Source organism: Snodgrassella sp. M0110, assembly GCF_016101465.1.
GTDB lineage: Bacteria > Pseudomonadota > Gammaproteobacteria > Burkholderiales > Neisseriaceae > Snodgrassella > Snodgrassella alvi.
Map to the genome: position 1 here is coordinate 41,052 of NZ_JACFQM010000002.1, position 12,855 is coordinate 53,906.

Consider the following 12,855-nt stretch of genomic DNA (forward strand, 5'->3'; position numbering starts at 1 on the left):
GTGCTATTTATAAATTAAATTTAATCAGCGTCTCTTTAGCCAGACACCAGATTCAATATGCGGTGTGAAAGGAAACTGATCAAACATGGCGGCCTGTTTAACGCTATGAGTAGCTAATAATGTTTGCAGATTTTCGTGCAAAGTGACCGGATTACAGGATACATAAATAATGTTATCAAATTTCTGTAACAACTTAAGAGTGTCATAATCAATACCGGCTCTCGGAGGGTCTACAAAAACCGTACTGAACTGATAATCAGCCAGATTAATCTGCTCGCTGGCCAATCGCCGGAAAGTTCGGATGCCTGTAAATGCTTCTGTAAATTCTTCTGCCGAAAGTCGGGCTAATGCAATATTATTGATATGATTATTATCAATATTCCAATGCGCTGCCTGTACAGAAGTTTTTGATACTTCTGTAGCCAGAACTTTGTGAAATTGGCGGGACAGCGGCAAAGTAAAATTACCATTGCCACAATAAAGCTCCAGTAGATCTCCGCCATTGATCAATTGAGCAACATCAACAGCCCAACCCAGCATCGACTGACAAACTTCTGCATTCGGCTGAGTAAAACCACCTTCAAACTGTTTATACTCAAAGATTTCATTATGAACTTTTAAGCGTTCAATAACATAATCGCGTTCCAGAACTACCTTTTGCCCACGGCTGCGTCCCAAGATCTGAATGTTCAGTTCGGTGGCCAGCGATTTAGCCGACTGAGCCCAGACATCATCCAGTTTTTTATGATAAATCAGAGTAACCAGCGTATCGCCAGCCAGTGTTGTTAAAAATTCAACTTGAAATAAGCGTGTTTTTAACTCCTCTCTGGCCTGTATTTTGTCCAGTAAAACAGGCATCAATGAGTTAATATTTTCATGAGCTATGGCAAAATCACGTATTTTACATACATTACCGGAACTGGCTTTTTCTCCCGGGGTAAACATAGCATAACTACAGCTATCTCCTTCATGCCAGATACGAAATTCCGCACGCATCCGGTAATGAGAAGGCGGAGAAGTGAAAATCTGTATTGGCGGAAAAGCACAGTCTGCAAATAGTTGCTCCAGATAGTGCTGTTTATCAGATAATTGTTGCTGGTAAGTAATACCGGTCATATAGTTATCAGCCAAAGCAAAAAGGGCTTATTATATCAAACCCCGTTCTGTTCCCGTACATCGCGCAGAATTTGCCGGCCATAATCATCTGCAGCAATCATATCCGCAATTCTTTTTGCAGTATCTTCAGCACTTTGCAACTGATTTTTATCCTTTAAGCCAATAAAATTTTGTACCAGGGGAAATTTATCAGCATCGGCAGAACGGATATTTTGCTGCATATTGGTATCAACAACGCCGGGAGCAATACTGGCAATACGTACATGCGGATGTTGTTCAGCCGCTACTACTGCTGCATGCTGATCCAGTGCCGCCTTAGTAGCTCCATATACGCTCCAGCCTGCTACCGGATGTCGTCCGGCACCACTACTGATATGCGCAATGCGAATTTCAGCTTTCGGAGCAGCGGCAATCACCGCATTAGTTAATAGTAATGGTGCAGTAATATTTACAGTTACCGCTTTAATAATTGCATCACAATCCTGCTGGCCTATTATTGAATTCGGCTCTACCATACCAGCGTTGTTTATCAGAATAATTTCATTTTTATTTTCAAGACCACTTTGCCAGCTGGCTGACCGGATTAATGTCGCCATAGCATCAGCATCAGATAAATCAATTGAATATTCCAGTAATTTTTCCGGCGGATTATCCCAGCCATGCCGTGATAGACCGACAACTTTGACTTCTTTGGTCAGGTAATATTCTGTCAGAGCCCGTCCTATCCCACGACTATGACCAGTAATAATTACACAACATTGCATATTAAATTCCCTTTTTTAAAAATTATCTGAGTTTCTAGCCAGATAGTAATCATACACTTTACTTATGCAGTAAAAAAATCAGATTTTAATTTGTTTAAATATCAACTTGATTTACGGAGAGATTGACTTTATTAAGTTAAGTATTATCATGCGATGTAATTTTTATGCCTGTTATTTAAAGGAAACTTTTATGTCGTTAAGCATTATTCGCCATGATTGGTCGCTACCAGAGGTTATCGAATTATTTCAACTGCCATTTAATGATCTAATTTTTCAAGCACAAACAATACACCGACAATTTTTTGATGCCAATAAAGTGCAAGTATCAACTTTACTATCCATAAAAACCGGTGCTTGTCCGGAAGACTGTAAATATTGTCCGCAATCAGTTCATTATGATACTGGTCTGGAAAAAGAAAAATTACTTGAAGTTCAAAAAGTAATTGAAAAAGCCAAGGCTGCAAAAGCAATCGGTTCAACACGTTTCTGTATGGGTGCTGCCTGGAAGCATCCCACTGCCAGAGATATGCCGTATGTTCTGGAGATGGTAAAAGGTGTTAAAGCACTGGGCATGGAAACCTGTATGACTCTGGGCAAATTGTCACAGGATCAGGCTCATGCGTTATCTGAGGCCGGATTAGATTTCTATAATCATAATTTAGATACTTCACCCGAATTTTACGGAAACATCATTACCACTCGTACCTACGCGGAACGTTTGCAAACATTGGCTTATGTCCGAGAAGCAGGCATTAAAATTTGCTCAGGCGGAATTCTTGGAATGGGTGAATCTTTAAAAGACAGAGCCAGTTTATTAATTCAACTGGCTAATTTAGATGAACATCCGGAAAGTGTTCCCATCAACAATCTGGTCAAGGTTAAAGGCACACCTTTAGCGAATGAACAGGATATTGAACCGTTTGATTTCATCAGAATGCTTGCAGTGGCCCGTATTATGATGCCTAAATCACATGTGCGATTATCCGCAGGGCGTGAACAAATGAATGAGCAAATGCAGGCACTGGCTTTTTTAGCAGGAGCAAACTCTATATTTTATGGAGATAAATTGCTTACAACATCCAATCCTCAAGTTGAAAAAGATAATGCTTTATTTATTAAATTGGGTATCAGTCCGGAACAATGTGAGGATTATAGTGATGAGATACACCGGGCAGCTATTGTTCAGGCAATTTCCGAGCAAACACAAAATAGCATGTCTGGTAATATTAACGAAGCTTAGTAACTCAGTGTTGTTTAAGCTCGTTTGTACAGTTGAGTGAATTGATAAATCTATACTGCAAGATATAAAATTCCTTGAATCAACCTTTAGTGTGCATATAAACAAAAAGCAAGAGTTACTGTCAAAACTTGTATTTCTTGAAAACCTGAAGAGTGGTAGCCTAATCTGCCCTACTGGTGAGCGGAAATTGATGGTCACAATACTAAGGTTCTTTCAGGTAGTACGGCGAATGTATTAAGTATAGTGATTCAGATAAAACTGACTAAAACGTTTTTGCTTACATGCGTTTTATGTTACTAGGTGAAATTTTCACAGCCTGTGATATAGAACGGCAGATGCTAGCCTTGAACTTTATTATTCCTACAGGTTTTTATCAGATAATTATCGTAACGCATGGAGACACGACTTAAGCTATTGCTAATACCCTGATTACATTGTAACTATTAAACTGAGGTAATAAGCTTCGGTTTTTATTTCCTAATTAATACGATAAAATCAAATTTTTAATTAATTTTCCCAAGAACAAGTGATAATGACTAACAAAAACAAAACTAAAGACAACACAATATTAGCTATGAGAGCTCAACGGACTCTTAAAGATTTAGGTGTAAATCTACTTATCCCGCAAGACTCTAAGCAATGGAAGTCGTTTATCTGTAATCTTCGAGTTAATCTTCTGGGTTTATCTGCTGAAGAATTCTGGGAGATCTTAGGATTATCCAGAAGTTCTGGTGTCAAATATGAAAGTTCAGATAGATCTTACAGCAGACAACCTAATCGGAAACTTATGCTTCTTATAGCGAAATCCTTTAATCTGAGCTGGGAGCCACTCAACCAAGTATTTGATAATCCTATTGATTCAAAATCTTCCACGAAAATGTTAGAAATGCTGGAAAAAAATAATGTCAGCATGCAGGAACTTAAGATTCTTTTAAGATGTCTGAGTGATTTACGGAAATTACATTCTAAAATGGAAAATAAAAATTAACCTTTATTATGATTTTTGCATAAATAAGGATGGAGTAAGTCATAACCATGAGTTACACGAATTTGGATAAACTCGGGTAGTTTTAAAATCACTTTTTCTGTGTCAGTTTTAATTTTAGTATCCTTTGTTGGTTTCTAATTATTTAGTTCTTGGTGATTAGTATCTGATTCCTCCGCTTTATCAGAGGTTTCAGGTTGTTTTACTGTATTAGTCTCCTCTACGCCATCAATCTTTTCAACATATTCAGTCAGACCTTACATTTTTTAGGTGATCTTGCCATTAAATTCTCCAGCAGGCTGCCGAAGCAGCCTGTTAAATTAGTTTAGAGTAGTTACTTTAAATGCCTTATCATCATGACGATATAAAACTTGTCTCTCGTCAAAGTGCAGTGCTTTACCATTACGCATAACCATCTCTTCAACTGCGTCAAAATTAGCCTGAGAGTATTTAAGTCGTGCAATAGCATACCGTGAATCAATCCCTACTAAAGTACCAGGCGGAACAACACCTTCATTAAGAATAAATATTTGAGGTTCAAAAATATTCTTATTGATAGGTTTAGTTGCGTAAGCCATTTGTTCTAAACTTATATTAGGACAACCTTTACGCTCGATAATTCTGAAGTAATCATCTTCATTACACAGAACATAATCTACCTGATAGATTCCCCTATCATTCCATAACCACTTCATATAAGCTTTATGGGTTAACACACCATTACCAGCTTCGCTATCATATTTATTGATAGGAACAACAGGTAATGGTTTGAGATCCATATCTCTATCACCGTTAATCAAAAAATTTAGCTGTTGGCATACTAAATTAAAAGCTAGTGACTTATGAAGAACTCTTAGGCAAATTGCTATATCATCAATGGAGCATGCTTTTAAAGCCTCATCTGAGGCTTTTAAGCCATAAGAAAAAGTTGGAATTGTGTGTGATTTCCGAGAAATCGTTAATCGCCCTACATAAGAGATTGCTGACTGACCAATAGCAGAAGCTTGTCGTTTATCTGCATTTGACAAATCAAAAATTGGCATTGCAAAAGTGTCACTTGAATTAGATTTGTCTATTGCAATCAACTTTTCAAACTTACTAAGCTTGTCAGTACGGTCTTCGGCAGGATTTTCTTCTACTATTGACAAAATCGCAGCAGGTGCTAAAATTGTACAAGCTGTTTTTGCGTGCTGAGTTATTGATGCTTGAAATGTTCCGTCTAAAACATCTCCAAGTGCCATACCTCGAAAATCTCTTCCCTTTGCATCAATAGGGATATTTAGGGATGCCATAACTTGTGAAAAAACATTGCCGTTAGCATAGTTTTTATCAGCTTTATGACCGTATTTTCGCTGTAGATATGCAGGTACAGAAAGATTACTGCCTGCTGCTGATTTATAAATATCTATTGAAATAGGTATTTGAGAAGGTCTGCCACCTGATTCAATAAATGATGCACTACCTATTATTCGAGACATAAGCTCCTTTCGTTATTAAATTGCTTCAATTAAATACACATTTGGGTTACGAGTATCTAAAGTGATAACTCTCCATTTAAAGTTAACGGTGCCCCCCTTCTTTACTACGGTCGTTTTATACAGATTTAACAGGTGATTAAGATTTTCATTGGTTGTACTAGGCGGAATTTGAGCCCCACATATAACATAATCCCCAAACTTAAATTCTGCCCTGTCGTAAACATACGAACTAATGAGGTATGGTGAACACAAACTCCATACGACAAGCTGTCTAAAGTGCCGGATGCTATAGAATTAACTAAACCTTCAATTTCATCACCCTCTTCACACAGCACAATTGTGCTAGAACTAGTACGCTTAATTGTTTTGTTTCATTCATTAGTTTGATTCAAATCCTAACTTTAGGTACCTTATAAAGTTTTGCTCTGAACACCTTTTAATGAATTTCAAATATGGCTCAATAATAGCATCATTTTATCTATTTGTATACTTTTTTTATACAAATTTGAACTTATAGCTGAAACTTAAGGTGGGTACTTTAGCGTTAATTTTAGAGTATTTTAGTATTTTTAATGATTTATAATGATTGATAAATTACTTATGAGCACGCCGTTAACAACGCCTCCGCTAGCACCTAAAACCATAGCTCTTCTTAAACAACTTAATATATATTGCTTAGAAGATTTACATCTTCGCGGAGCGATAACAGCGTTTTTACAATTTAAAAGCATCAGTACAGGCTGTACAGACAGTCTTTTGTGGCAATTTATTGCTCTAGTGGAAGATCGCTCAGTTCAGTCGTTTACATCTAAAGAGAAAGATTACTGGCGCAAGCAGCTTAAACTGCATCCGCCAGTAGCTGTCTTTCCGTCTGAAAAAGTTATGCAGCAATGGATGCATCAGGCTCTGGATGCAGCGCATCAGGCTTCTATACTGAATGAAGTGCCAGTTGGTGCTGTTGTTGTCTGTGAAAACACTCTGGTTGGTTATGGCTACAATCGCTGTATCGCTGATTGTAATATTAGCCATCATGCAGAAATTCAGGCATTAACGGCAGCCAGTAAGGCATTGGGAAATTACCGTCTGGAAAATTGTGATGTTTATATTACTCTGGAACCGTGCGCTATGTGTGCAAGTGCATTAATACAAGCACGAATCAGAAGGGTAATTTATGGAGCTTGTGAAACAAAAACCGGGGCAGCCGGCAGTGTGATTAATTTATTTACTAATCAGCAATTAAATAAACACACTGCAATCATTGGTGGCGTTCTGGCTAATGAATCCACTCAATTACTACAGGATTTTTTCCGGCGCAAGCGCAGCCCGGTATAAACCAATGCTGCTGCAATCATAAATTACAGTAAATCGTAGCCAAATTTACCAATCATAATACACAGAAGAATAATAAAACCTTTACGCAATAATTTGCTGCCGCCACGCATTGCTAATCGGGCACCGATGATTCCTCCGCTCAGATTGGCAATAGCCAGTGGAATTGCCCAATGCCAAACAACATACTGATTTGGAATAAAAAATATCAGTGCGGCAAAATTTGTTGTGAGATTAATAACTTTAGAAGATGCTGTTGCGGTAATAAAGTCAAAGGCAAAAAAACGAACAAATATAAAAGCCAGTAAGCTGCCTGTACCGGGACCGAATATACCGTCATATAAACCGATTAAGGCACCCATTAACAGTCCGATAATATACTCACGTCGGGTCAGCCGGCTTTGGCGCTGAACCTGACCCAGATCCTTTTTCAAAAAGGTATAAATCGCCATAATGATTAAAATAACCAGAATGGACGGTTTCATCCACGCTGTGGGCAGATATTCCACAACATGAGCACCCATATATGAAAAAGCAAATGCAAGTACGGCAGCAGGTAACAGCATTGCCCATGGAACGGGTATACGTCTAGTATATTGCACAGCTGCTACCAAAGTACCACAGGCAGAAGCAAATTTATTTACCCCTAGAACAACCGGTGTGATGGTTTTCTGTGGCAATGCGCCAAACAGCCCAGGAATCTGTAACAATCCGCCACCACCGACAGCTGCATCCATTAAACCGGCACTGAATCCGATAATTAATAACCACCAGATATGAGAATCACTTAACCATTCCACGATATATCCTACTAGCGCATGGCACGTGTGGTAATACGCTTCATTAATTCCTGCTGATTACGGGGTAATCCGTCTTCGCAGAAAGTCTGATACAGCACCGAACGCACTTTATCCAGTTGATTCAGGCTGGTACCGATTACTTTCCATTGACTATTGCGCGGCTGTATCCAGCGTTTATTCACATCGTCCCCATATCCGAACACTTTCATGCGCCGTGTTGGGCAGTGAATAGCTTCAGCAGTAAGGTTATTAATCCCCTGATCTGATTGCTGGTTCAGAATATAATGGATAGTACGGTCTGTATTGATTTGAATACTGTTCAGCATTAATTTTGGCTGGCCCTGATATGTCTGGCTGATATAAATATCTGCCCATTGCTCATTACCGGCCGGATACGCAGGCATAGGTACAGCCTGCTCTTCCCAAGGCTGATTTTCATCAGGCCCAATATAATGCTCGTTATATAAAGTTTCCCTGCGTGCCAGTGCACAAGCACAAACACCAAGAAGTAATACAGTCAATACGGTTTTGGTAACTTTCATACCATGCTCCGAAACCGGATATACAATCCGGCTTTATTCTGAAAAACTGTTTATCATTTGTCATGCAACAAAAAGCTGTCTGTAATCTCATGAGAACAGACAGCCGGATTCTGCCATCAAAGTTTTAAGGCGGCCAGAACCTGAGTTTTTACTGCTTCTACCGGTTGGGTTCCGTCTACACGGATATAATCCGGTGCGTTGGCATCATTCTGTTTACCATAAAAATCAATCAGTACTTCTGTTTGCTCATGATAAACCTGTAAACGTTTTTTGATGGTTTCTTCCTGATCATCATCACGCTGAATCAGTGGTTCACCAGTTTCATCATCAATATTGTTGACTCTTGGCGGATTGTAAACCAGATGATAAGTTCTGCCTGAAGCAAGATGGACACGGCGACCGGACAAGCGTTCAATAATGACATCATCGGGTACGGCAATCTCTACTACAGCATCCAGATGCACACCCGCTTTTTCCATTGCTTCAGCCTGAGCCAGTGTACGCGGGAAACCATCAAATAAGAAACCATTAGCACAATCCGGCTGGGCAATACGCTCTTTTACCAGACCTATAATAATATCGTCACGAACCAGCCCGCCCGCATCCATAATTTTTTTGGCTTCAATGCCCAAAGGTGTGCCGGCTTTTACTGCTGCACGCAGCATGTCTCCGGTAGAAATCTGCGGTATGTTAAACGCAGCAGTAATAAACTGTGCCTGTGTGCCTTTTCCGGCACCCGGTGCACCTAATAATAAAACTTTCATTTCAACTCCTGAATATATCTGTGATTTGATTTAATATTATTACTAATATTTATTTTTTTACTTCTGTCCAGTTCGTGCGTACACGCTCCAGATCGGCAGCTGTATCCACACCCGCTGCAGGAGCATGCGGTGTAATTTGTACCGCAATATTGTAACCATGCCACAGTACGCGCAGCTGCTCAAGTGATTCAGCCTGTTCTAATGGTGATGGAGTCAAATCTGCATATTGGTGCAAAAACTGTACCCGATAACCATAAATACCAATATGACGATATACCGGAATATCTGCCGGCATGACCTCAGCGCCGCTGCGCATTAATTCACGCGGCCATGGAATGGCCGCACGGCTAAAGTACAAGGCATTATTTTTGTTGTTTAACACAACTTTAACACAATTGGCATCTGTAAAATCTGTGTAATCAGTTAATAGATGTGCTGCTGTGGCCATTAGTGCTGAACTTTGCTGTAATTGTTCAGCTACAGCATTAATCAGCTCAGGTTCAATCAAAGGTTCATCACCCTGGACATTTACAACACAGTCTTCTCCAGCGAGATTCAGAATGCCGGCTGCTTCAGCCAGACGAGTTGTCCCGCTCTCATGCTCCGGAGCTGTTAAAACAGCTTCAATTCCATGAACCTGACATGCAGTCTGAATATCAGCATGATCTGTTGCCACAACTACTCTTCCGGCTTTGCTGGCAAGTGCACGCTCAGCTACCCTCACTACCATCGGTTTACCATGTATATCAGCTAAAGCCTTATTGGGTAAACGACTGGAGGATAGCCGTGCCGGAATCAGAACAACAAAATTACTCATGTGTCGCCGTACATTCTTCATCAGTTAAATTACGAGCTTCATTTACCAGCATATAGGGAATACCATCTTTTACCGGATAAGCCAGCCGTGATGCTTTACACCACAGTTCCTGCTGCTGTGCATGCCATTGCAGTTTTCCTTTACACTCGGGGCATACCAGTATATCCAGATATTTTTGATTCATTTTTAATCCTTAGTTTCGCAAAAGTGGCAAGCGAAGTTTATGGTTGTTGATTTAGCAGGTTTCTTGAATGCAGTAATACCAGTTAATAATTTATAAATATCGTCTTTGAATGACTTTACCATATATTAAAATGGCAATATAGAGGCTGCTTAATACAGAACCTGAAATCGTAGTCAGTTTGTATCGTCTTCCAACGATATACTGACAATTTATTGAAATTTTACCAGCAGCCAGAGTCCATGGCATCTTTTTCATTGCAGAAACGTATTTATTTTATTAAGAATGGTGTAAGTCTAATTTTAACTGAATCAATTCAGCTAAATCTGGGCAGATTTGTGCTGAAAGTGGTAAGACCCAAATATTATATTGCAAAGGTTTTTTCAGTTTGACCGCATCTTTTTCTGTAATAAATATTATTTCTGCATCAGGCCAGTCTTCGGGTTGAATGGTTGCGTGATCATTCAGCGCAATGGTTTCTTTCAGATGAATACCCAGTATTTGTAATGCTTGAAAAAAACGTTGCGGTTGTCCGATGGCTGCGATTGCCGCGCATTTTTTTTCTGAAAACTCATGGGCTTTTGCAGTCTTTTGCGGCTGATTTAAACTATAGAAATCGCCATAGTTCAATTGACTGAAACCACACCATTGTGTTTTTATTAAATTTAGTTGCTGTGCCTGCTGAACAGAATTCGCATCACCCTGACTGAATACTACCGCATCTGCTCCCTGTAAGCGCTCAACTGGTTCGCGTAATGGGCCATTAGGCAATATATCCAATTTTTGTCCGATATCTGCGGCCGGAAATACTATAACTTCCATATCCCGGCAAAGTGCATAATGTTGTAAACCATCATCACTTAATAAAAGCTGCAAATCCGGATATGCATTTAACAATGCTCTGCCGGCAGCTTCACGAGTAGAAGCAACTGCAACCGGTGCCTGAGTTTGCTGATACAGCATTAATGGTTCATCTCCGGCGTCTGCCGCGGTAGATTGGGCATTCAGAATAACCGTTTCTTTACTTAAACGCCCATAGCCGCGGCTGATGATACCTACCCTTATCTGCCGCTGCTGTAAAGTCTGTACCAGCGCAGCGACTAAAGGTGTTTTACCAACACCGCCAACATGAATGTTGCCGATTACCACTACCGGACAAGGCAGTTTTTTAGTCGGCAAAATGCCCGATTTGTACAGCCAGCGCCGTAACAAAGCAATACTTTGAAATAATCGTGCAAGCGGCCACAGTAACAATACCAGCGCTATACGCGGATGCTGCCAGTGCTTTTGTATTAAACCGGCTAACCAGCCCATAACTCTGCCTATTAATAACAAAGCTGCACTATACCATGCTGTATATGCAGAACTGAACTATGATAAAAAAACGCCGTATAATATCTACAGAATAAAACCGCTCTGAATATGGTATCCATTATGTCTGATTTCTTTGCTCCGGCTGCTTTAAGTGTATCTGAACTCAATGCTTATGCCCGTCAATTGCTTGAAGACAATCTGATTGATTTATGGGTTGGTGGTGAAGTTTCTAATCTTACCCGTGCAGCCAGCGGTCATTTCTATTTTTCTTTAAAAGATGCCCGTGCACAAGTCAGATGTGTACTGTTTAAAGGTATGGCACAGCAGCTGAGCCAGCCCTTACAGGAAGGTGATCATATAGAAGTAGCCGGAAAAATCAGTATTTACGAAGCACGGGGTGAATTTCAGATTACCATTAATGCAGTGCGTTACAAAGGGTTAGGACAGTTATATGAAGCGTATGAGCGGCTGAAACAGCAGTTAACTGCCGAAGGTTTATTTTCAAAGGAACGCAAACGTCCGCTACCTGTTCATCCTAAAGTGGTCGGTGTAGTGACTAGTCTGGCCGCAGCAGCTTTACGCGATGTTGTGACAACCCTGCACCGGCGCCATAGCGGTATCCGTGTAATTGTTTACCCGACAGCCGTACAGGGTGCAGGGAGTGAACGTCAGATTGCTGCTGCTATTACCAGTGCCAATCAGCAGGCACTGGCTGATGTACTGATAATTTGCCGTGGAGGCGGCAGCATTGAGGATTTGTGGTCTTATAATGAAGAAATCGTCGTACGAACGGTAGCCGACAGTACAATTCCCACTGTAAGTGGTGTTGGTCATGAAACTGACTTTACCCTGACCGATTTTGCCGCAGATGTTCGCGCCCCAACACCGACAGCAGCTGCAGAACTGGTTAGCCCTGATATGGCGCAATTAAGACATAGTGTTATTCAATGGCAAAAGCGTATACACCAATTACTGGAACAACGTTATTATGATGCTTCACAAAAACTGGACTGGCTTGCTCGTCAGTTAAAGCACCCGCAGCAAAACTGGCAGCAACAGCAGCAGCAACTAAGGGATTTAGCACGTCTGTTACAAATTGGCATGCAGCGTCAGATCAGGCAGCATCGGCAAAATCTAATACAGCAACAACGCAGTTTGGAAAACACACGACCGCAAACTATTCATGCACTACAGGCACTTGAATACCGGAAACAACAATTACATCAGATCTGGCAAAATATTTTTATGCGCGCACAACAACGGCTGCAGCAACAGACATCTGTGTTACAGGCAGTCTCTCCTCTACAGATTCTCGCCAGAGGTTATAGCGTGGTCACTAATCAGCGCGGGCAGGTAATCCGCGATGCCAACAAATTAAAAACTGGCCAGTATCTTAATATTCGCTTTGATTGCGGTGAACGTAGCGTACAGGTTGCTCCGCCGAAAATTCAGTCTGATTTATTTGATAATTAAGATATACTTTTCAACTGTATTTCTATTCTATTGCGTAAATTACTATTACTAA

At 40.4% G+C, this 12,855-nt stretch carries 13 protein-coding genes; 4 read left to right on the forward strand and 9 right to left on the reverse strand.

Going from position 1 to position 12,855, the window contains the following annotated elements; genetic code table 11:
- Positions 1–24: 24 nt before the first annotated feature.
- Positions 25–1,116: a tRNA (uridine(54)-C5)-methyltransferase TrmA gene (gene trmA, locus H3T84_RS02935; protein WP_198217840.1), complete on the reverse strand. Its 1,092-nt coding sequence runs from the start codon at positions 1,114–1,116 to the stop codon at positions 25–27.
- A gap of 35 nt (positions 1,117–1,151) precedes the next feature.
- On the reverse strand, positions 1,152–1,880 hold the full coding sequence (locus H3T84_RS02940; protein ID WP_198217852.1) for an SDR family NAD(P)-dependent oxidoreductase: 729 nt from the start codon (positions 1,878–1,880) through the stop codon (positions 1,152–1,154).
- A 190-nt stretch (positions 1,881–2,070) separates the two neighbouring features.
- On the opposite strand from H3T84_RS02940, the gene bioB reads away from it, so the two are divergent.
- Complete coding sequence (gene bioB, locus H3T84_RS02945) at positions 2,071–3,120, forward strand: biotin synthase BioB (protein WP_198217854.1); 1,050 nt, start codon at positions 2,071–2,073, stop codon at positions 3,118–3,120.
- Positions 3,121–3,652: 532 nt separating this feature from the next.
- Positions 3,653–4,108, forward strand: coding sequence for a hypothetical protein (locus H3T84_RS02950; RefSeq protein WP_198217856.1), 456 nt, complete (start codon positions 3,653–3,655; stop codon positions 4,106–4,108).
- A gap of 317 nt (positions 4,109–4,425) precedes the next feature.
- Here the strand turns inward: H3T84_RS02950 and H3T84_RS02955 are convergent, their stop codons facing one another.
- On the reverse strand, positions 4,426–5,583 hold the full coding sequence (locus H3T84_RS02955) for a hypothetical protein (protein WP_084587312.1): 1,158 nt from the start codon (positions 5,581–5,583) through the stop codon (positions 4,426–4,428).
- A 600-nt stretch (positions 5,584–6,183) separates the two neighbouring features.
- Between H3T84_RS02955 and tadA the strand changes: the two genes are divergently transcribed.
- Positions 6,184–6,915 (forward strand): tRNA adenosine(34) deaminase TadA, encoded by a 732-nt coding sequence (tadA, locus tag H3T84_RS02960; RefSeq protein ID WP_084587332.1) that lies wholly within the window; start codon positions 6,184–6,186, stop codon positions 6,913–6,915.
- A gap of 23 nt (positions 6,916–6,938) precedes the next feature.
- On the opposite strand, the gene H3T84_RS02965 is transcribed toward tadA, so the two are convergent.
- The 6 genes from H3T84_RS02965 to lpxK all read right to left on the reverse strand — a co-directional run bounded on the left by H3T84_RS02965 (position 6,939) and on the right by lpxK (position 11,330).
- Complete coding sequence (locus H3T84_RS02965; RefSeq protein WP_084587313.1) at positions 6,939–7,715, reverse strand: TSUP family transporter; 777 nt, start codon at positions 7,713–7,715, stop codon at positions 6,939–6,941.
- Between the two features lie 8 nt (positions 7,716–7,723).
- Complete coding sequence (locus H3T84_RS02970; RefSeq protein WP_037394925.1) at positions 7,724–8,254, reverse strand: CNP1-like family protein; 531 nt, start codon at positions 8,252–8,254, stop codon at positions 7,724–7,726.
- A 116-nt stretch (positions 8,255–8,370) separates the two neighbouring features.
- Complete coding sequence (gene adk, locus H3T84_RS02975; protein ID WP_037394928.1) at positions 8,371–9,018, reverse strand: adenylate kinase; 648 nt, start codon at positions 9,016–9,018, stop codon at positions 8,371–8,373.
- 49 nt (positions 9,019–9,067) lie between these two features.
- Entirely contained in the window at positions 9,068–9,835 is a 768-nt protein-coding gene (gene kdsB, locus H3T84_RS02980) for a 3-deoxy-manno-octulosonate cytidylyltransferase (protein ID WP_037394930.1), read from the reverse strand.
- Positions 9,828–10,019: a Trm112 family protein gene (locus H3T84_RS02985; RefSeq protein ID WP_025330730.1), complete on the reverse strand. Its 192-nt coding sequence runs from the start codon at positions 10,017–10,019 to the stop codon at positions 9,828–9,830. Before H3T84_RS02985 ends, kdsB begins: the two co-directional genes overlap by 8 nt.
- A 276-nt stretch (positions 10,020–10,295) precedes the next feature.
- Positions 10,296–11,330 carry a tetraacyldisaccharide 4'-kinase gene (gene lpxK / locus H3T84_RS02990; protein WP_084587314.1) on the reverse strand — a complete coding sequence of 345 codons (1,035 nt, stop codon included), beginning with the start codon at positions 11,328–11,330 and terminating at the stop codon, positions 10,296–10,298.
- 120 nt (positions 11,331–11,450) lie between these two features.
- Between lpxK and xseA the strand changes: the two genes are divergently transcribed.
- The gene (xseA, locus tag H3T84_RS02995) at positions 11,451–12,803 is read left to right on the forward strand and encodes an exodeoxyribonuclease VII large subunit (RefSeq protein WP_198217858.1); all 1,353 of its coding nucleotides are present in this window, start codon (positions 11,451–11,453) and stop codon (positions 12,801–12,803) included.
- Positions 12,804–12,855: the final 52 nt, after the last annotated feature.

What these genes read in the sequence shown, in the direction of transcription:
- trmA (WP_198217840.1), bottom strand. Translation starts at nt 1,116, where the DNA reads ATGACCGGTATTACTTACCAGCAACAATTATCTGATAAACAGCACTAT.
- H3T84_RS02940 (WP_198217852.1), bottom strand. Translation starts at nt 1,880, where the DNA reads ATGCAATGTTGTGTAATTATTACTGGTCATAGTCGTGGGATAGGACGG.
- bioB (WP_198217854.1), top strand. Translation starts at nt 2,071, where the DNA reads ATGTCGTTAAGCATTATTCGCCATGATTGGTCGCTACCAGAGGTTATC.
- H3T84_RS02950 (WP_198217856.1), top strand. Translation starts at nt 3,653, where the DNA reads ATGACTAACAAAAACAAAACTAAAGACAACACAATATTAGCTATGAGA.
- H3T84_RS02955 (WP_084587312.1), bottom strand. Translation starts at nt 5,583, where the DNA reads ATGTCTCGAATAATAGGTAGTGCATCATTTATTGAATCAGGTGGCAGA.
- tadA (WP_084587332.1), top strand. Translation starts at nt 6,184, where the DNA reads ATGAGCACGCCGTTAACAACGCCTCCGCTAGCACCTAAAACCATAGCT.
- H3T84_RS02970 (WP_037394925.1), bottom strand. Translation starts at nt 8,254, where the DNA reads ATGAAAGTTACCAAAACCGTATTGACTGTATTACTTCTTGGTGTTTGT.
- adk (WP_037394928.1), bottom strand. Translation starts at nt 9,018, where the DNA reads ATGAAAGTTTTATTATTAGGTGCACCGGGTGCCGGAAAAGGCACACAG.
- kdsB (WP_037394930.1), bottom strand. Translation starts at nt 9,835, where the DNA reads ATGAGTAATTTTGTTGTTCTGATTCCGGCACGGCTATCCTCCAGTCGT.
- H3T84_RS02985 (WP_025330730.1), bottom strand. Translation starts at nt 10,019, where the DNA reads ATGAATCAAAAATATCTGGATATACTGGTATGCCCCGAGTGTAAAGGA.
- lpxK (WP_084587314.1), bottom strand. Translation starts at nt 11,330, where the DNA reads ATGGGCTGGTTAGCCGGTTTAATACAAAAGCACTGGCAGCATCCGCGT.
- xseA (WP_198217858.1), top strand. Translation starts at nt 11,451, where the DNA reads ATGTCTGATTTCTTTGCTCCGGCTGCTTTAAGTGTATCTGAACTCAAT.